General features: G+C 64.0%; 18 protein-coding genes. 5 read left to right on the top strand and 13 right to left on the bottom strand.

The window, feature by feature from the left end; all coding sequences use genetic code 11:
• Positions 1-23 precede the first annotated feature (23 nt).
• The 4 genes from atpA to BLU15_RS11035 all read right to left on the bottom strand — a co-directional run bounded on the left by atpA (position 24) and on the right by BLU15_RS11035 (position 5,118).
• Positions 24-1,553 carry a F0F1 ATP synthase subunit alpha gene (gene atpA / locus BLU15_RS11050; protein ID WP_034802507.1) on the bottom strand — a complete coding sequence of 510 codons (1,530 nt, stop codon included), beginning with the start codon at positions 1,551-1,553 and terminating at the stop codon, positions 24-26.
• Positions 1,553-2,119, bottom strand: coding sequence for a F0F1 ATP synthase subunit delta (locus BLU15_RS11045; protein WP_034802509.1), 567 nt, complete (start codon positions 2,117-2,119; stop codon positions 1,553-1,555). Before BLU15_RS11045 ends, atpA begins: the two co-directional genes overlap by 1 nt.
• A gap of 257 nt (positions 2,120-2,376) precedes the next feature.
• The gene (locus BLU15_RS11040; RefSeq protein ID WP_034802512.1) at positions 2,377-2,763 is read right to left on the bottom strand and encodes an AGROH133_08824 family phage infection protein; all 387 of its coding nucleotides are present in this window, start codon (positions 2,761-2,763) and stop codon (positions 2,377-2,379) included.
• A gap of 138 nt (positions 2,764-2,901) precedes the next feature.
• A complete protein-coding gene (locus BLU15_RS11035; RefSeq protein WP_090295334.1) occupies positions 2,902-5,118 on the bottom strand; it encodes a primosomal protein N' in 2,217 nt (738 codons plus the stop codon).
• Positions 5,119-5,297: 179 nt separating this feature from the next.
• On the opposite strand from BLU15_RS11035, the gene fsa reads away from it, so the two are divergent.
• Entirely contained in the window at positions 5,298-5,951 is a 654-nt protein-coding gene (gene fsa / locus BLU15_RS11030; RefSeq protein WP_034802519.1) for a fructose-6-phosphate aldolase, read from the top strand.
• 55 nt (positions 5,952-6,006) lie between these two features.
• Here fsa and BLU15_RS11025 read toward each other — a convergent pair whose 3' ends face one another.
• Positions 6,007-7,140 carry an AAA family ATPase gene (locus BLU15_RS11025; RefSeq protein WP_090295332.1) on the bottom strand — a complete coding sequence of 378 codons (1,134 nt, stop codon included), beginning with the start codon at positions 7,138-7,140 and terminating at the stop codon, positions 6,007-6,009.
• Positions 7,141-7,208: 68 nt separating this feature from the next.
• A complete protein-coding gene (locus tag BLU15_RS11020) occupies positions 7,209-8,132 on the bottom strand; it encodes a GNAT family N-acetyltransferase (protein ID WP_090295330.1) in 924 nt (307 codons plus the stop codon).
• A 135-nt stretch (positions 8,133-8,267) separates the two neighbouring features.
• On the opposite strand from BLU15_RS11020, the gene BLU15_RS11015 reads away from it, so the two are divergent.
• Together BLU15_RS11015 and BLU15_RS11010 are read left to right on the top strand one after the other, a co-directional pair.
• Positions 8,268-9,203, top strand: a complete 936-nt coding sequence (locus BLU15_RS11015) for a tyrosine recombinase XerC (protein WP_034802532.1) — start codon at positions 8,268-8,270, stop codon at positions 9,201-9,203.
• A 99-nt stretch (positions 9,204-9,302) separates the two neighbouring features.
• A complete protein-coding gene (locus tag BLU15_RS11010; RefSeq protein WP_090295327.1) occupies positions 9,303-10,388 on the top strand; it encodes a TraB/GumN family protein in 1,086 nt (361 codons plus the stop codon).
• A gap of 44 nt (positions 10,389-10,432) precedes the next feature.
• Here BLU15_RS11010 and BLU15_RS11005 read toward each other — a convergent pair whose 3' ends face one another.
• Positions 10,433-11,671 (bottom strand): MFS transporter, encoded by a 1,239-nt coding sequence (locus tag BLU15_RS11005; protein ID WP_090295326.1) that lies wholly within the window; start codon positions 11,669-11,671, stop codon positions 10,433-10,435.
• 124 nt (positions 11,672-11,795) lie between these two features.
• Here BLU15_RS11005 and BLU15_RS11000 point away from each other — a divergent pair, with 124 nt between their 5' ends.
• Positions 11,796-12,392 (top strand): TetR/AcrR family transcriptional regulator, encoded by a 597-nt coding sequence (locus tag BLU15_RS11000; protein ID WP_090295324.1) that lies wholly within the window; start codon positions 11,796-11,798, stop codon positions 12,390-12,392.
• Here the strand turns inward: BLU15_RS11000 and BLU15_RS10995 are convergent.
• Entirely contained in the window at positions 12,389-12,865 is a 477-nt protein-coding gene (locus BLU15_RS10995) for a DUF2867 domain-containing protein (protein ID WP_090295322.1), read from the bottom strand. The genes BLU15_RS11000 and BLU15_RS10995 overlap by 4 nt on opposite strands.
• 199 nt (positions 12,866-13,064) lie before the next feature.
• Here BLU15_RS10995 and BLU15_RS10990 point away from each other — a divergent pair, with 199 nt between their 5' ends.
• Complete coding sequence (locus BLU15_RS10990) at positions 13,065-13,559, top strand: acyl-CoA thioesterase (protein ID WP_034802542.1); 495 nt, start codon at positions 13,065-13,067, stop codon at positions 13,557-13,559.
• Between the two features lie 149 nt (positions 13,560-13,708).
• On the opposite strand, the gene lpdA is transcribed toward BLU15_RS10990, so the two are convergent.
• Genes lpdA through BLU15_RS10965 form a run of 5 tightly spaced genes read right to left on the bottom strand, consistent with a single transcriptional unit; the run spans position 13,709 to position 17,455 of the window.
• Complete coding sequence (lpdA, locus tag BLU15_RS10985) at positions 13,709-15,115, bottom strand: dihydrolipoyl dehydrogenase (protein ID WP_090295320.1); 1,407 nt, start codon at positions 15,113-15,115, stop codon at positions 13,709-13,711.
• Positions 15,116-15,139: 24 nt separating this feature from the next.
• Positions 15,140-15,892 (bottom strand): SDR family oxidoreductase, encoded by a 753-nt coding sequence (locus tag BLU15_RS10980; RefSeq protein ID WP_090295465.1) that lies wholly within the window; start codon positions 15,890-15,892, stop codon positions 15,140-15,142.
• A complete protein-coding gene (locus BLU15_RS10975; protein ID WP_089044341.1) occupies positions 15,889-16,389 on the bottom strand; it encodes a hypothetical protein in 501 nt (166 codons plus the stop codon). The genes BLU15_RS10980 and BLU15_RS10975 overlap by 4 nt, the downstream gene beginning before the upstream one ends.
• Before the next feature lie 2 nt (positions 16,390-16,391).
• The gene (locus BLU15_RS10970; protein ID WP_090295318.1) at positions 16,392-17,033 is read right to left on the bottom strand and encodes a LysE family translocator; all 642 of its coding nucleotides are present in this window, start codon (positions 17,031-17,033) and stop codon (positions 16,392-16,394) included.
• Complete coding sequence (locus BLU15_RS10965) at positions 17,030-17,455, bottom strand: VOC family protein (protein WP_090295317.1); 426 nt, start codon at positions 17,453-17,455, stop codon at positions 17,030-17,032. The genes BLU15_RS10970 and BLU15_RS10965 overlap by 4 nt, the downstream gene beginning before the upstream one ends.
• Positions 17,456-17,466: the final 11 nt, after the last annotated feature.

Here is a 17,466-nt window from a genome sequence, read left to right as displayed (position 1 = left end):
TATCCGTCCTAAATGAAATCCGCTCAGGCGAAAGACTTGGCGAAGCTGTCGATTGCAGCCTTCAGCTTGCCCTTGACGTCGTCGGAGATCGCCTTGTCCTTGCGGATGGTTTCCAGGATGTCCTTGCCTTCCGAACGCATGTACGAAAGCAGGCCCTGCTCGAACTTGCCGACCTGGTTGACCGGCAGCTTGTCGAGGTAACCGTTGACGCCTGCGAAGATGACAGCGACCTGTTCTTCCGTCTTCAGTGGCGAGAACTGCGGCTGCTTCAGGAGTTCGGTCAGGCGGGCGCCGCGGTTCAGCAGGCGCTGCGTAGCGGCGTCGAGGTCCGAGCCGAACTGCGCAAAGGCGGCCATTTCGCGATACTGGGCGAGTTCGCCCTTGATCGAGCCGGCAACCTGCTTCATCGCCTTGATCTGCGCGGCCGAGCCAACGCGCGAAACCGACAGACCGACGTTAACGGCCGGACGGATGCCCTGGTAGAACAGGTCGGTTTCGAGGAAGATCTGGCCGTCGGTGATCGAGATCACGTTCGTCGGGATGAACGCCGAAACGTCGTTACCCTGCGTTTCGATGACCGGCAGAGCCGTCAGCGAGCCAGCGCCCATGTCGTCGTTCAGCTTTGCAGCGCGCTCGAGCAGACGGGAGTGCAGGTAGAAAACGTCGCCCGGGTAAGCTTCGCGGCCCGGCGGGCGGCGCAGCAGGAGCGACATCTGGCGGTAGGAAACAGCCTGCTTCGACAGGTCGTCGTAGCCGATCAGGGCATGCTTGCCGTTGTCACGGAAGTATTCGCCCATCGCGCAACCGGCGAACGGTGCGAGGTACTGCATCGGAGCCGGGTCGGAAGCGGTCGCAGCAACGATGATCGAGTACTGCAGAGCGCCACGCTCTTCCAGAACCTTCACGAACTGGGCAACGGTCGAACGCTTCTGGCCGATTGCGACGTAGACGCAATACAGCTTGTCACCTTCCGGACCATTGTCGTGAATGGCCTTCTGGTTGAGGATCGTGTCGAGGATGATCGCGGTCTTGCCGGTCTGGCGGTCGCCGATGACGAGTTCGCGCTGGCCACGGCCAACCGGGATGAGGGCGTCGATGGCCTTGAGGCCGGTCGACATCGGCTCATGCACCGACTTGCGCGGAATGATGCCCGGAGCCTTGACGTCAACGCGCGAGCGCTGCTTGGCGTTGATCGGGCCCTTGCCGTCGATCGGGTTGCCGAGCGCGTCGACGACGCGGCCGAGCAGTTCCGGACCAACCGGAACGTCCACGATGGCGCCAGTCCGCTTGACGGTGTCGCCTTCCTTGATGTCGCGGTCCGAACCGAAGATAACGACACCGACGTTGTCGGCTTCGAGGTTCAGCGCCATGCCGCGAATTCCACCCGGGAATTCGACCATTTCGCCTGCCTGGACATTGTCGAGGCCGTAGACGCGGGCAATACCGTCACCGACGGAAAGCACCTGACCGACTTCGGAGACTTCTGCTTCCTGGCCGAAATTTTTGATCTGATCTTTGAGAATTGCGGAAATTTCCGCGGCGCGGATATCCATCAGCCGACCTCTTTCAGTGCAAGCTTAAGGGTAGAGAGTTTGGTGCGAAGGGAAGTGTCAATCTGGCGGGACCCGACCTTGACGATCAGACCTCCAAGAATAGACGGGTCGACGGTGACGTTGACCGCCACGTCTTTGCCGGTGACGCTCTTCAGCGTCGCCTTCAATTCAGTTTCCTGCGCCGCGGAGAGCGCATGGGCCGACGTGACGTCGGCGGAAATTTCACCACGATGGCGCGCGGCGATCAGGCGGAACGCCTTGATCATGCCCGGCAGCGCGAAGAGGCGGCGATTGCGGGCAACGACCTTGAGGAAGTTACCGACGAGCCCGGAGATGCCAGCCTTCGCGGCAACTGCCGAAATGGCCTTGAACTGGTCGTCTGCAGAAAAGACCGGGCTGGCGATCAGCCGCTTCAGATCGTCGCTGCCGTCGATCAGGGCCTGGACGCGGGTAAGATCCGCACCGACTGCCTCGACCGAACCGGCGCTGAGCGCGAGTTCAAAAAGCGAGGACGCATATCTTTCTGCAACACCGGAAATAAGCTGGGATGTGTCTGCCACGGGCACAAGCTTCTCTCAATTTCATCCAAGAACTGCGCTGGCGGTGGGCCGTCAACTTAAAATCTTGAATTTGCTGCAATAATTTGCAGGATATCGAGGCCTGGCGACCCACTTCCCCCGCAATTCGCGGTTCGTCTAGCATAGGATGTTTGGACTCGCAACACGCGAAGGGCAGGAATGCGGCATAAGTCGGCCACCTTTGGCCGAATTTTGCCGTAAATTCGGTCCTGCGCTGTGAATCGCGGGGAAGCCCGCAATCGCAATCAGATCATGCCGAAGACATAGGCGAGCGGAAGGATGGCGAGTGCCGCCTGAACGATGAGCGCCGCCCAGTTGTAGAGCGTGCTGCCGTTGTCGCTCATCATCGAGAGGATTCGGCCGAAGGCGGCGAGCGCAAAGGCCGCGCCGACAGCGAGATAAACCATCGGCTGGGCGAGCAGAATGGCGGCAAGACCGAGCCCCACATGCATGCCGCCCATGGTCGAGCGCGCCTCGGCAAGGCCGCCGCGCCGCCCCTCGGCAATACCGATGCCGGCTGCGCGAAAGGTCAGCCGCGGAGCAAACAGCATGACGACGCCGATCAACGCTGCTACCGCCGCCGCGCAGAAGGCGAGGAACTCGCCGGTTTCCGTCGGAATATAAAACTCCATGCCCGTTCCCGCAGATGAGCCCGTTGTCATGCTGCCCCGTCGTCGGCCGGAGCAATGCGTCCCTGACCTCTAGCGCATGTAGCCCCGGTTGTGAATCGCCCACGGGCTTCAGAATGCGGCGATCACAGGAAACTTGAACTACAGGAAGCTCTGCGGATCGATGTCGAGCTGGACGCTGATCGAGCCGCGCTCCTTGGGACCGGCGGCGATCATCGCCTTGACGAAGGCCTGCATGTCGCTGTTACGCCGGCCATGCACCAGCAGCCGGAAGCGATGCCGCCCACGCACCAGCGCCAGCGGCGCCTCGGCCGGACCGAGAATACTGATACCCTCGGTGCGGGGGGCGGCCATCCGCAAGCCGCGCGCGTGGCCCTCGGCATCCTGGCGCGTGTCGGCCGAAACGATCAGCGAGGCAAGCCGGCCAAAAGGCGGCAGCAGCGCTTTCTCGCGCTCGGCGATCTCGCGGTCGTAGAAGGCGTCGGCATCGCCGGAAACGATCGCCTGCATCACCGGATGCTGCGGCTGATAGGTCTGCAGCAAGCCGAGGCTTTTGAGACCCGTTCGGCCCGCACGACCCGTCACCTGCGAGAGCAGCTGGAAGGTCCGCTCCGCCGCACGCGGATCGCCGTTCGCAAGACCCAGATCCGCATCGACAATGCCGACCAGTGTCATCAGGGGGAAGTTATGTCCCTTGGCGACGAGTTGCGTGCCGATGACGATATCGGCTTCGCCACGCGTGATGGCTTCAAGCTCCAGCCTCAACCGTTTGACGCCCATCAGGTCGGAAGAAAGCACGATGGTGCGCGCCTCGGGGAAATGCCGCTCCACCTCTTCGGCGATGCGCTCGACCCCCGGCCCGCAGGCCACCAGATGATCGAGCGTGCCGCATTCCGGGCAGGCTTCCGGCGTGCGCTCGGAGTAGCCGCACTGGTGGCACTGGATCTGCCCGCGGAAGCGATGCTCGACGAGCCAGCTCGAACAATCCGGGCACTGGAAGCGATGGCCGCAGACGCGGCAGAGCGTCAGCGGTGCGTAGCCGCGACGATTGAGGAAGAGCAACGCCTGTTCGCCACGCTCGACCGCCTTGCCGACCTGGTTCAAGAGCACCGGCGACAGAAAGCCGCCGCGTGCCGGCGGGTGCTGACGCATGTCGACGACGCCGAGCCGCGGCAGCGCCGCATCGCCGAAACGGGTCGGCAGGTGGATCGGCTTGTAACGGCCGACGTCGCCATTGACCCGGCTTTCGAGCGACGGCGTCGCCGAGACGAGCACGACGGGAAAGCCGGTGATGCGACCACGAACGACCGCCATGTCGCGCGCATTGTAGAAGACGCGATCTTCCTGCTTGTAGGCGGGGTCGTGCTCTTCGTCGACGATGATGAGGCCCAGTTCCTCGAAGGGCAGGAACAGCGCCGAGCGGGCGCCGGCCACGACGCGGACGGTGCCTGTCGTCACCTGGCGCCAGACCTTTTCGCGGGTGCGGGGAGCCAAGTCCGAATGCCACTCGGCGGGCTTGGCGCCAAAACGATCCTGGAAGCGCTCGAGGAAGCTCGACGTCAGCGCGATTTCGGGAAGCAGGATCAGCACCTGCTTCCCGGCGCGAAGGGTCGCAGCGATCGCCTCGAAATAGACCTCGGTCTTGCCGGATCCGGTGATGCCGTCGATCAGCGACACCGAGAAGCCGCCCTCCTCTACCGCTGCCAGCAGATCGGCGGCCGCATCCTTCTGTGGGCCTTCGAGCCGGGGCGCGGCGAAATCGGGATCTGGCAAGGCGACGACAGGCGGCGGCGCCATGAAGACGGTCTCGAAGACGCCTTGCTGGGTTAGCCCTTCGATCACACTCGACGACGTGCCGGCGGCATGCGCCAGCCCCGAACGAGTCCAGGAAAAACCGTCACTGGCGGCAGCGATTACGCGCTCGCGCGCAGCCGTCATGCGCTCCGGCCGCATCTCGGTGAGACGCAGTGCCTCCACCATCGGTTCGGGATCGAACGCCGCCGGTGCGCGGAGCGCCATACGCGCCACCAGCCCCGGCGGCGTGACGGTATAAGCGGCCACCCAATCGAGAAAGGTCCGCATGTCGCGCGTCAGCGGCGGGCAGTCGAAAGCCTTCTCGATCGTCTTGAGTTTCTTGGCATCGACGCTCCCGTCATCATCGCCATCCCAGACCACGCCGACGACGAGACGGGGGCCCAGAGGCACCTGCACGATCGAGCCCGGTTCGACCGCCATGCCGTCGGGAACCGCATAGGAATAGGCTTTCGGCGCCGGCATGGGCACCAGGACCGGCACGACGCGACGGGCCGAAACGGGCCCGAGCAAATCGCCGAATAAATCGGTTGAATCGCGAGTCATTTTGCCGTGACCTTGCCACGTGTTTCGGTTAAAGAAAACTGCGCTGCGAACCGCAGCCTTGCAGGCCGCAGGGTTTGTCACGGTTCCACCAGAGTTTCAACGCGCGCGATCTCTGCCAACGGAATTCCTCCCCGGTAGATATGCGCCGAACGGCAATCGTGCCCCAAGGGAGTGACCCCATGAAATTTTTCGTTGATACCGCCGACGTCAAGGAAATCCGTGAGCTGAACGATCTCGGCCTCCTCGATGGCGTCACCACCAACCCGTCGCTGATCCTGAAGTCGGGCCGTGACATCACGGAAGTCACCAAGGAAATCTGCGGCATCGTCGAAGGCCCGGTTTCGGCTGAAGTGACCGCAACCGAATACGCCGAGATGATGAAGGAAGCCGCCGTTCTCTCGAAGATCGCCGACAACATCTGCATCAAGCTGCCGCTGACGCTCGACGGCCTCAAGGCCTGCAAGGCGCTGACGTCTGACGGTCACCAGACCAACGTGACGCTGTGCTTCTCTGCCAACCAGGCCCTGCTCGCCGCCAAGGCCGGCGCGACCTTCGTCTCGCCTTTCGTCGGCCGCCTCGACGACATCGCGTTTGACGGCATGGACCTGATCCGCGAGATCCGCCACATCTACGACAACTACGGCTACGAGACCGAAATCCTCGCAGCTTCGATCCGCACCGTGAACCACGTCAAGGAAGCCGCCCTCATCGGCGCGGACGTCGTCACCGCACCGCCGGCAACGCTGAAGGCGCTGGTCAAGCACCCGCTGACCGACAAGGGCCTCGAAACCTTCCTGGCCGACTGGGCCAAGACCGGCCAGAAGATCGCCTGATACTTTCAGGAAAGTTCAGAAAGAGCCCGGCCACCGCGCCGGGCTTTTTTGTTGCCTACTCGTCATCGTCCATCAGCCCTGTCAGCCGCATGCCGTCGATCCAGGTGGCGCTGTCCTTGCGGATCACTCGCCGCGGACGAATGCCCGAGCGTTGACGCACTTCCTGCGCCAGCCGCTCCGAATGGGTGACGATCCAGACCTGGCTTTCGCGCGACGCGCTGGCGATCATGTCGGCAAGCGCCGGCAGCATGTCCGGGTGCAGGCTCGTCTCCGGCTCGTTGAGCGCGATGAAGCGCGGCCGGCGATAGGAAAGCAGTGCGGCCGCCAGCGCCAGAAAACGCATCTGCCCGTCGGAAAGCTCGCGCGGCGAAAACGGTCTGTTGGGAAAATCCGGAAAGACCAGCGAAAACTCGGCGAACTGGCCAGGTTCGGGAACACCGAGGTAAGCGCCGCCGAACGCGTCGGCGATGGCCCGGTCGAGATCGACCGTGTCCTCGCGCGTGTGACGGAGCGTTGCAAAGACGGCCGCCATATTGACGCCGGTCTCGTCGAGCATCGGCGCGGTCACCGCAAGGCAGGGCAGCCGCAACGGCGAATCGCGGTCGGTGCGGAAGCCGTGAAAAAAGCGCCACTGCTCGACCGCACGGCGGAAGGTGCCGACCTCCGGATAATGGCCGGCATCGCCGAGCAGCGAGATCGCCGTTTCGGACGTCAGCGCCTGCTCCGGATAATCCTCCATCCGCCCGCGTTCGCCGCGCACGAAGATGCCGGGGCCCACGCGTTTCATCATCGTCACCGGGCGGCGGCCGGTTTCGACCGTCAGTTCCTCTTCCTTGACCTGTGGCTCATAGGCGAACCCGGCCGCAGCCTTCGGCGGACGCAGCCCGGCCTCGATGCGGTAGCGGAAGGTGATGGCCCGCTCCTCGTCCAGAAGCTCGGTTTCGAGCCTTATGCGCGCCGGCTTGTCGGCACGCCGGCGGCCGCTCCAGAGCGCCGACGACATTCCGCCCTCTTCGGCAATCTCGCGCGCCAAAGTGCCCCGCGTGGCGGCTTGCACGAGTTGAAGCGCCCGGTAGAGATTGGACTTGCCGACGCCGTTTTCGCCGATGAACAGGTTGACCCCGGTCAGATCCATGCGGATCGACCTCAGCGAACGGTAGTTTTCGGCAAACATGGATTGAAGCTGCATGGCTCAGACCTAGCCGATCCGCCGCGCGGGGTGAAGCCCGCCAGCGTTTCCGTAAGCCACGACAGTCGCTAGAGCGCGGCCGCCGTTTGCAGCCGGGGCTTGAAGGCCGCGTCGGCATCCAGCGCCAGATCGAAGACCGTGTGTCGTTCGAGCGCCTTCGTCACCTCGCCCGTTTCACCTTCCAGCGCCTCCGGCGGGATGAGGTTGCCGATGCGAAAGTCGAAAAGATCGCCCTTCTTGTTCAGCAGTTCGTGGAACACGGTCATGTCGCGCAGCTCGGTCGACCATTTGGCGAACCAGTAGAACAGGCCGGAATTGCGGGCGCTCATATGCACCGGCAGGATCGGCAGGCCGTATTTGCGCGCAAAGCCCACGGCCGATGTCTTCCATGGCCGCTCGTTGAGACATCCTTCGGCCCAGTAGGCGATGCGTCCCGAGGGGAAGAGCACCGTCGCCTTACCCTCGCCGATCGCCCGGTTGGTCACCTGCAGCGTCTCACGCGCCTTCAGCTTGCTCTTGTGTTCCTCGCGCCATTCGACCGGGATGACCATTTCGACGAAGCGCGGATTGACGCGGATGGCGTCGCGATTGGCGAAGAACATCATGTCCGGCCGCCGGCTCTTCAAGAGGTCGAAAACGGCGATCCCATCGGCAATGCCGGTCGGGTGGTTGCTGACGAGCAGGAAGCCGCCCTTGGCGGGAATGCGCTCGGCCCGGTCGACCTGCACCTCCAGCGAAAGCAGCGAGCTCAGGTGCTCGAAGGCCTGGAATCCCGGCATGTTGGCGACGGCATCGGCGAACTCGTGCGCCTTGCGATAGTTCAGCAACGTGTAGAGAAAAGGCCGCATCAGCGGCCATAGCGGGCTCTTGACGATCCGCTGGCCACGCTCCGCGATCAGCGTGTCGACGATGTGGCCAGGCTGCCCCTGGGAGACCAGGGTGATTACTTCTGCAAAATGCGCGAATCCGTTCACCGAATCCCGTCCCGCCATAGTCCGATCCGTTTGTTTGCGGCTGACCATCGCAATTCTATATGATCGAAGGATGACAGATTCCAAGGGTGCATTAGCAAAAACCTAAGATGCGTCAGGGCATTGTCGCGGACCGACAAACTCAGGAAAACGACAATGAACGAGTTCCTCGTCATCGGCCATCCCGAGCTACTTGCCGAGCGTCAGCGCTGGCTGGACGGCCTCATGCGGGAGCGCCGCCTCTCCGACAATACCGTCGAGGCCTATGAGCGCGACACCCGGCAATTCCTGACATTTCTCACCGGCCATCTCGCCGGGCCGCCACGGCTTTCCGATATCCGCACGCTGAGGCCGGCTGACCTTCGCGGCTTCCTCGCCCAGCGTCGCAAGGGCGGCGCCGGCGCCCGCACGCTCGGCCGCGGGCTGGCCGGGCTTCGCTCCTTCCTGCGCTATCTCGAACGCAACGGCCTTGCCAACGCGGCCGGTGCGGCTGCGGTGCGTTCGCCCAAACAGCCCAAATCCCTGCCGAAGCCGCTCACCGATCGCGAAGCGCTGAATGTCGTGACGTCCGAGGCGCAACTTGCCGAGGAACCCTGGATCGCGGCGCGCAACGCAGCGGTGCTGACCCTGCTCTACGGCTGCGGCCTGCGCATTTCCGAGGCGCTCGGCCTCACGCCGTCAGCATTTGCCGGCGCGCCCTCGTCGCTGCGCATCGTCGGCAAGGGCGACAAGACCCGCATCGTGCCGCTGATCGAAGCGGCGCGCGAGGCCGTCGCCACCTACTTGAAGCTCTGCCCCTATCCGATCGCGGCCGATGCGCCGCTGTTCCTGGGCGCGCGCGGCGCCAAGCTGCAGCCGGCGATCATCCAGCGCGAAATGCAGAAGCTGCGCGGGGCGCTCGGCCTGCCCGAGACGGCAACGCCGCATGCGCTGCGCCACTCCTTCGCCACCCATCTGCTGGCCGGCGGCGGCGATCTCAGGACCATTCAGGAACTGCTCGGCCATGCCAGCCTGTCGACCACCCAGGTCTATACCGGCGTCGATTCGGCTCGGCTTCTGGAAATCTACGACCGCGCTCACCCGCGCGCCTGATTTTCGGCGAAAGGGCGGATTAACCATGCCCGTTAGGGAAGCCGTGACCGGCCCGGGCCTAGGGTCGACTATCGACCATGCGACTGTCAGGGAAGAACGATGACCGCCTTTGCGAGACCTCAGCAAAACCTGCCGCGGCACCTGCTTGCGCGGCTCGCCGATGGCGCACTTTGGCTGGCCGCCCTGCTCCATGTCATGCTCGCCGCCTGCCTCCTTGTCGCTCTCGTCTTCGTCGCTGAGGCTGATGCCACGGAGGTCGAATGTGGCGGCGCGAATGTTCTGACCGCGCTTGCAAAATCCGACCCGACGAAACTGGCCGCACTCGAAGCGGAAGCTGCCGCCATCCCGAACAGCAAGGGCATCTTCTGGAAGATCGAGAAGGACGGTGTCGCGCCGTCCTGGCTGCTTGGCACGATGCATGTCACCGATCCGCGCGTGCTGGCCCTGCCGACTGAGGCGCCCGCCGCCTTTGAGGCAGCCTCGACCGTCATCGTTGAATCGGACGAGATCATCGATGAGAAGAAGTCGGCCGCCGCGATCCTGATGCGGCCCGATCTCACCATGCTTCCGGACAACAAGACGATCGCCGACTTCCTGAAGCCCGACGACCGCGAACAGCTCGAAACAGGCCTTAAGGCACGCGGCATTCCGCTGACCCTGGTTTCCCGCATGAAGCCCTGGATGATCGCGAGCTTCGTCGCGCTGCCCGCCTGCGAAATGAGCCGCAAGGCTGCAGGCGCCTCCTTCCTCGACAAGAAGATCGCCGAGGATGCCGTCAGTCAGGGCAAGAGGCTGAAGGGGCTGGAAACGCTGGTCGAGCAGCTCGCCGCCATGGACTCGCTGCCGACCGAACTGCATCTACGCGCCCTCATCGAGACGCTCGCGCTCGGCAAGACCATCGACGACGTCTTCGCGACGATGACCGATCTCTATCTCGTAGGCGACACCGGCATGATCATGCCGATGATGAAAGCCGTTTCGAACAAGAGCGCCGAGGATTTCGGCTATGCCGATTTCGAGCAGCGCATCATCGTCGACCGCAACAAAACCATGGCGACGCGCGCCGAACCGATCCTCAAGGACGGCGGCGCCTTCATGGCGGTCGGCGCACTGCACCTGCCGGGCAAGGAAGGTCTGGTCGAACTGCTTCGCGCCCAGGGTTTTACGGTCACGTGCGCCAACTGACGGGCCGGCCGTCAGCGAGCGCCCGCCGGCACGACGCTCCCTTCTCAGCCTTGCGCACCGGCACGGGAAACGACCTCGGACGCGCGCGCAGTGGTAGAATCACTCTCGATCCACGACAGACGGCGATAACCCCAGAACGCTGCGGCAAGGATCAAGGCCCCGGCGGCGAGCGCAATGGTGAAGCCGGCCTGAACGCCGAAGCGCGCGACCACGCCGCCTGACACCGCCGCGCCCGCCGCAACACCGATGCCGAGACCGGTGGTCAGCCAGGTCAGCCCTTCCGTCAGCTTCGACGGCGGCACGGCGGTTTCGCCGATGCTCAAGGCAACGATCATCGTCGGCGCAAAGAACACGCCCGAAATGAACATCATCGTCGCAAGGCTGCCGATCCCGTCGGCAAAGAGCAGCGGCAATGTGCTGGCGGCGGTCATGCCCGCACCGATCATGAACAGCTTCGCCAAAGGCAGGCCGATCCGGACCGCACCGAACGCCAGACCGGCGATGCAGGAACCGAGGGCATAGAGGGAGAGCACGAGGCTCGCCGCCGCTGGACGCCCTTCGGCCTCGGCAAAGGCGACGCTGACCACGTCGATCGTGCCGACAATGATGCCCATGCCGGCGAGCGCGACAATCAGCACGCGCAGCGCCGGGTAACGAAGGACCGAACCGGGCGCCATCGTCTCGGCCGGCTTGACCGGTGGCTCGGTGCCTTTCTGCAGCACGAAGGCGGTGACCCCGATGGCCAGGCATGCCGCAGCCGCCAGCGGTCCGGCCTCGGGAAACAGGCCGACGCTTAAGCCCACGGCGATCGGCGGCCCGACGATGAAGCAGATCTCGTCGAAGACCGATTCGAGCGAAAAGGCGGTCTTCAGCTCCGGACGGCCGCGATAGAGCTCGGTCCATCGCGCCCGGGTCATCGCCGACATGCTGGGCGTGCACCCGGCAAGAATGGAAAAGACGAAGAGTGTCCAGTCCGGCGCCCGCCAATGGGTCGAGACGAGGAGAGCCGAGCTGCCGAGAAGGCTGAGTGCCGCGGCGACCGGCAGGACGTGGCTCTGGCCGAAGCGATCGACGAGCCGGGAAACCTGCGGCGCCAGCAGTGCCGAGGCCAGCGTGAAGGCGGCGGCCACACCGCCAGCCAGCCCGTAGCTGCCGCGGGACTGAGCCAGCATGGTGATGATGCCGATGCCCATCATCGACAATGGCAACCGTGACACCAATCCCGCCAAGGTGAAGCCCACCGTGCCTTTGGCAGCAAAGATCTGTGCATAGGGATTGGCCATGAAAACTCCTGCAATACATGTCTGAGCGTCGCGTCATTAACATACGCCGCGTATGGCAGTGATATTGACATACGCTTCGCATGTCAATTAACATACGAACCGCATGCAAAAGGAGGAGCTGCAAATGACAAGGCGCGCGCGCAGCGACATGATCGCGGAAACGAAGGCAAAGCTGATCGCCGCCGCCCGGGAAGCGTTCAGGCAACGCGGATATGCGGAGACTTCGATGGACGATTTCACCGCCTTGGCCGGGCTCACGCGTGGGGCGCTCTATCATCATTTCGGCGACAAGAAGGGCCTGCTGCGTGCGGTCGTGGAGACTCTGGACGGCGAGATGGACGCACGGCTCGACGCAGCCTCCGCGACCCCGGAGCCGTGGGACGGTTTCGTGCGCCGCTGCAGGCTCTATCTGGAAATGGCGCTCGAACCGGAAATCCGACAGATCGTGTTGAAGGATGCGCCGGCCGTACTCGGAGCAAGCGTGCTGGAACCGAGCCGGCGCCAATGCCTCGCGTCGTTTGCCACCAGGCTTTCGGCGATGATCGCCGCGGGCGTCGTACGTCCGGGAAATGCCGAGACATTGGCGCGGCTGATCAATGGCGCGCTCTCCGATGCGGCGCTCTGGATTGCCGAGGCGGAAGATCCGGCCATGCGCCTCACCAGCGCACGCGACAATCTCGACCTGCTTTTGTCCGGACTGAAAATTGAACCCCGGACTTAACCGCCGGGACCTGCCACCCGCGCCAGAAGTGTCGGCACGATAGCCTTGTGAAACGGCGTGACGGCCATGAGGTAAACCCGCCCGAGCGTGTTGTGCCTGCGCACAAGCGTGGTGACGCCGACGATCTGATTGACCGCCGACCCCGCCCGGACGTCGACGACGATGCGGAAATCGAGATGCTTGTCATCGAAGCCGAGCACCACTTCGTCATCACTCTTCGAAACGACAGGAAACGCCCCGATCAGTCCCAGACGGCTGGACGGCGCCGCCGACTTCAGGCCGATGATCGAGACGATGCGGTTGCGCAGGCGCAGCAACACGCGGACCCATCGCGGCGACCGGCCAAGCGAACGTTCGGCGGCTTCCGCCGCGGTCACGCCCTTGCCATCAAGGGCAAGCTCGAAGCGGTCGGCCCAATCGGCATTCGGTAGATGCCGGCTCGGCAACGATATGGCCACGGCTCTCGGTTTCATCTTTCCTCCTGACGCGCGCGTCGTCTGTCCTTGCAGACATGATCGCGCCCTCCCCCGTGCCTGGACAGAAGACCGCTTGTCGCAGCCCTCGGGCCAATCGTCACATCCCCTCTTCCAGATCCTCCGCCCTCCACCCCTTCCCTTCGCTCCGGCAAGCTGCATAACTCAGGCGGGACGCTGCAAAATCTGGAGATGGACAATGGAAACCAGCTACGACACACGCGAACTCGAGATGGTCGTACTGATGACGCCGGATATGGCGAACTTCAGCGGTAAGGTCCATGGCGGTGCGCTGCTCAATCTCCTCGATCGCGTGGCCTTCTCCTGTGCCTCGCGCTATTCTCAGCAATATGCCGTGACGCTCTCGGTCGACCAGGTCACCTTCCGCCAGCCGATCCATGTCGGCGAGCTCGTCACCTTCCGTGCAGCCGTCAACAATGCCGGCCGCACCTCGATGGAAATCGGCATCCGGGTCGAGGCCGAGAACATCAGGAGCGGCGAGCGCCGCCACACCAATTCCTGCTATTTTACCATGGTCGCCGTCGATGCCGACGGCAGCCCGACTCCGGTTCCGACCCTTGTCACCGACACGGCCGACCGCAAACGCCGGCAGCGCGCTGCCGAGGCCCGGCGCAGCCTGAGGCGCGAGTTCGAGGAGCGTTTCCACGCCCTCAGGTCTGCTTCAGAAGAATGATACGGTCGCTTGGCGAACAGGACTGCCGATGGCGACAATGTCAGCGGGCGCTGACGCCACTGAGTGTGCAATGACCACAAGGGCCAGCCGGCACGCACGAGCGCGGCCGGAAACAGGGGGCCGCGTGATCGCAGCCCCCTGCATGATCCTTACATGTGGATCGGCTTGAAGAAGGTCGAAAGTGCCGCTTCCTTGACCGCTTCCGACATGGTCGGGTGCGCGTGGCAAGTGCGGCCGAGGTCTTCCGACGAACCGCCGAATTCCATCAGAACCGCGATCTCGTGGATCATCTCGCCGGCGCCGAAGCCGACGATATGGCCGCCGAGCACACGGTCGGTTTCCTTGTCCGCAAGGATCTTCACGAAGCCGTCGGTGGCGAGCATCGCGCGCGCACGGCCATTGGCGGTGAAGGGAAACTTGCCGACCTTGTAGGCGACACCAGCCGCCTTCAGCTCTTCTTCGGTCTTGCCGACGGAGGCGACTTCCGGCTGGGTGTAGACGACGCCGGGGATGACGTCATAGTTCACGTGGCCGGCCTGACCGGCGAGGATCTCGGCAACGGCAACACCTTCGTCTTCCGCCTTGTGGGCGAGCATCGGGCCGCGCACGACGTCGCCGATCGCGTAGACGCCGGCGACGCTTGTCTGGAAGTGATTGTCGATCTCGACGCGGCCGCGCTGGTCCATGACGACGCCCGCTTCCGCAAGGCCAAGACCGTCGGTGTAGGGCTTGCGGCCGGTGGCGATCAGCACGACATCGGCATCGAGCGTCTGGGCGTCACCGCCCTTGACCGGCTCGAACGTCACCTTGGCGCCCTTGCCGTCCTTGACGACGCCGGTCACCTTGGCGCCGAGCTTGAAGTCCATGCCCTGCTTGGCGAGCATGCGCTGGAACTGCTTGGCAACCTCGCCATCCATGCCGCCGAGAAGCGTGTCGAGATACTCGACAACGGTGACCTTGGCGCCGAGGCGGGCCCAGACCGAGCCGAGTTCGAGGCCGATGACGCCGCCACCGACGACGATCATGTTGGCCGGAACCTTCTCGAGCGCGATGCCGCCCGTCGACGAGATGATCACCTTCTCGTCGATATCGACCTTGACGCCCGGGATGCCAGCGACGTCGGAGCCGGTGGCGATCACGATGTTCTTGGTTTCGAGGATCTGTTCCTCGCCCTTGTCGTTGGTGACGGAGACCTTGCCCTGGCCGAGCACCTTGCCGGTGCCCTGGATGCCGTCGATCTTGTTCTTCTTGAACAGGAACGAGACGCCGTCGACATTGGCCTTAACGGTCGCGTCCTTGTGGGCCATCATCTTTTCGAGGTTCAGCTTCGGTGCCGCGACTTCGACGCCGAGCGCGTCAACACCGTGGGCAACCTGATGGAACATCTCGGAAGCATGCAGCAACGCCTTCGACGGGATGCAGCCGATGTTGAGGCAGGTGCCGCCGTAGGTGGCGCGCTTTTCGACGACGCCGACCTTCAGACCGAGCTGGGCCGCCTTGATCGCGCAGACATAGCCGCCGGGGCCGCTGCCGATAACGATGAGATCATAAGCCATTAGAATATCCTTCCTTCAGGACGGTTACCGTCCGCCGCTGACATTGAGAATTGCCCCCGTCACATAAGTCGCCTTATCCGACAGGAGGTAGAGAACCGCGTCAGCGACTTCCTCGGCCGTGCCGGGTCGCTGAACGGGAATGGTGAAGGCGAGATCACGCGCCCGGTCCGGCAGGCCGCCGGAGGCGTGGATCTCGGTATCGATGATGCCGGGCCGTATCGCGTTGACGCGAATGCCTTCGGTCGCGACCTCGCGCGAAAGCCCTGTCGTGAAGGTGTCGATCGCACCCTTCGAGGCGGCGTAATCGACATACTGCGCCGGCGAGCCAAGCGTGGCGGCAACCGAGGAGATGTTGACGATGACACCGCCCTGGTGCCCGTATCGTGTCGACATGCGCCGGACGGCTTCCGCTGCACAGCGGATGGAGCCGGTGACGTTGATGCGGAACATGCGCTCAAGCCGCTCGGGCGACATCTCGTCGACACGTGCCGTCTGTCCGACGATGCCGGCATTGTTGACGAGCCCGTCCAGCCGGCCGAAAGCCGAATCGACGGCAGCAAAGATCGCTTGGACATCCGCCTCGGAGCCGACATCGCCCTGAACTGCGATCGCCGTGCCGCCGGCCCGCTCGATCGCGCCGACAACCGCATCGGCCGCATCGCGGTTCGACGCATAATTGACAACGACCCGCCAGCCGGCTTTTGCAGCGCCAAGGCAGATTGCAGCACCGATGCCGCGGCTGCCGCCGGTCACGAGAAGAACAGGGCTCGCACTCATGCGGCGCATCCCTTGAACGTGAAGGCATCCCAACTGTCGGCCTCGGCCTTGCCCTTGCCCCAGGCGGTCGAAGCGCGAAGCGACGGACCGAAGTCGGGAAGCAGCAGTTGCTCGGCCGCCGTCTCGGTCTCTTGCGGGATCTCGCTGATCGCGCCGGCCTTGTCGAGCGCGTAGACGACACCCTGCCACACAGTACAGGCGCGCAGTTCCTCGCCGGTCGCATCCCCCTCGGGGCAATTGTGCATGATCAGCCCGGTCGCCCGTTCCGGCTCGCCCGCCGGCATGACGACGCCATCGAGCAGCAGGCCGGGCTTGAGAACCGCCACCTTGAAGTGGTTGCTGGTCGCGGCGCTTGCCGAGCCGACCGGTTCGAAACGCAGCTCGTAGGCCCCGTCGCGGTCGCCGTAGATCGCGTGCGACTGCTTGCAGTCAGCGGCGATCGCCGGCGCAGCAAAGGCAAGACCGAGCAGGGCTGAAAGGAGACGACCGGAGCGCATGATCAGGCAGCCTTCTCCGTCGCGAGCTTGAGGCCGAGCGCGATGAAGACCACGCCGCTGGCGCGGTCGATCCACTTGCTGGCGCGGGTAAACGCAGCACGCATGCGCGGCGTCGTCATGAACAGGCTGACGCCGACGAACCACGAGATCAGGCAGGTCGCCATGACAAGGCCGTAGCCGAACTTGATCATCATCGGCGTATGGGCGTGAACGACCGTCGAGAAGATCGACAGGAAGAAGAACACCGGCTTGGGGTTGAGCGCGTTGGCGGCAAAGCCGAGGCCGAAGGCCTTGGCCGCCGACTGGCCCTTGACCGGCCGGTTGCCTTCCGTGTGGTCGACGTTGATCTCCGTCTGGCCGGCGCGAAGCGCCTTGATGCCGATATAGATCAGGTAAGCGACGCCGCACCATTTGACGATGTTGAACAGATAGATCGACTGCGAAATGATCAGCCCGAGGCCGAGGATCGTGTAGGTCACATGGAACATCAGCGACGTGCCGATGCCGAAGGACGTGATGATCGCCGGGCGGCGGCCATGCACGATCGACTGGCGCATGACCATCGCGAGGTCGGCGCCGGGTGAGACGATGGCGAAGGCGAAGATCGCCATCAGCGATGCGAGTTCGAAGAAATACTGGCTCATGGGTTTGCGACCGGTGCGTTGAAGGCCCAGACGTGGCCGAAGGGATCCTGGATGCGCGCGTAGCGTGCGTGCCAGAAGGTATCCTGCGGCTCCAGAACTGTCGATGCCCCGGCGGCCACCGCCTTGTCGTAGGCTGCGTCGACATCGGCAGCCTTCGCCAGGTTGATGCTGATCGCAACGCCGGTACCGCCGATCGTGTTCGGCGAAAGCACGCTGCCGCCGAATTCGGGGAATTCGTCGTGCAGCATCACCTCGCCGCCGTAGATCGCCAGACTGGCGTGCATGACGCGTTTGCCGTCCTCGGCCATCGCGTGGAATGTATTCACCGCACCGAGCGCCTTCTCGTAAAAGGCGATGGCGGCAAGCCCGTCCTTGACGCAGATATGCGCCTGGATCGGCGGAACGTCGGGTCCGAATGCCATGCCAGTCTCCT

The sequence above is a fragment of the Ensifer sp. YR511 genome (assembly GCF_900103045.1).
Taxonomy (GTDB): domain Bacteria; phylum Pseudomonadota; class Alphaproteobacteria; order Rhizobiales; family Rhizobiaceae; genus Ensifer; species Ensifer adhaerens.
The sequence above is the reverse complement of the archived record's forward strand: the minus strand, read 5'-3'. Positions and strand labels throughout refer to the sequence as shown.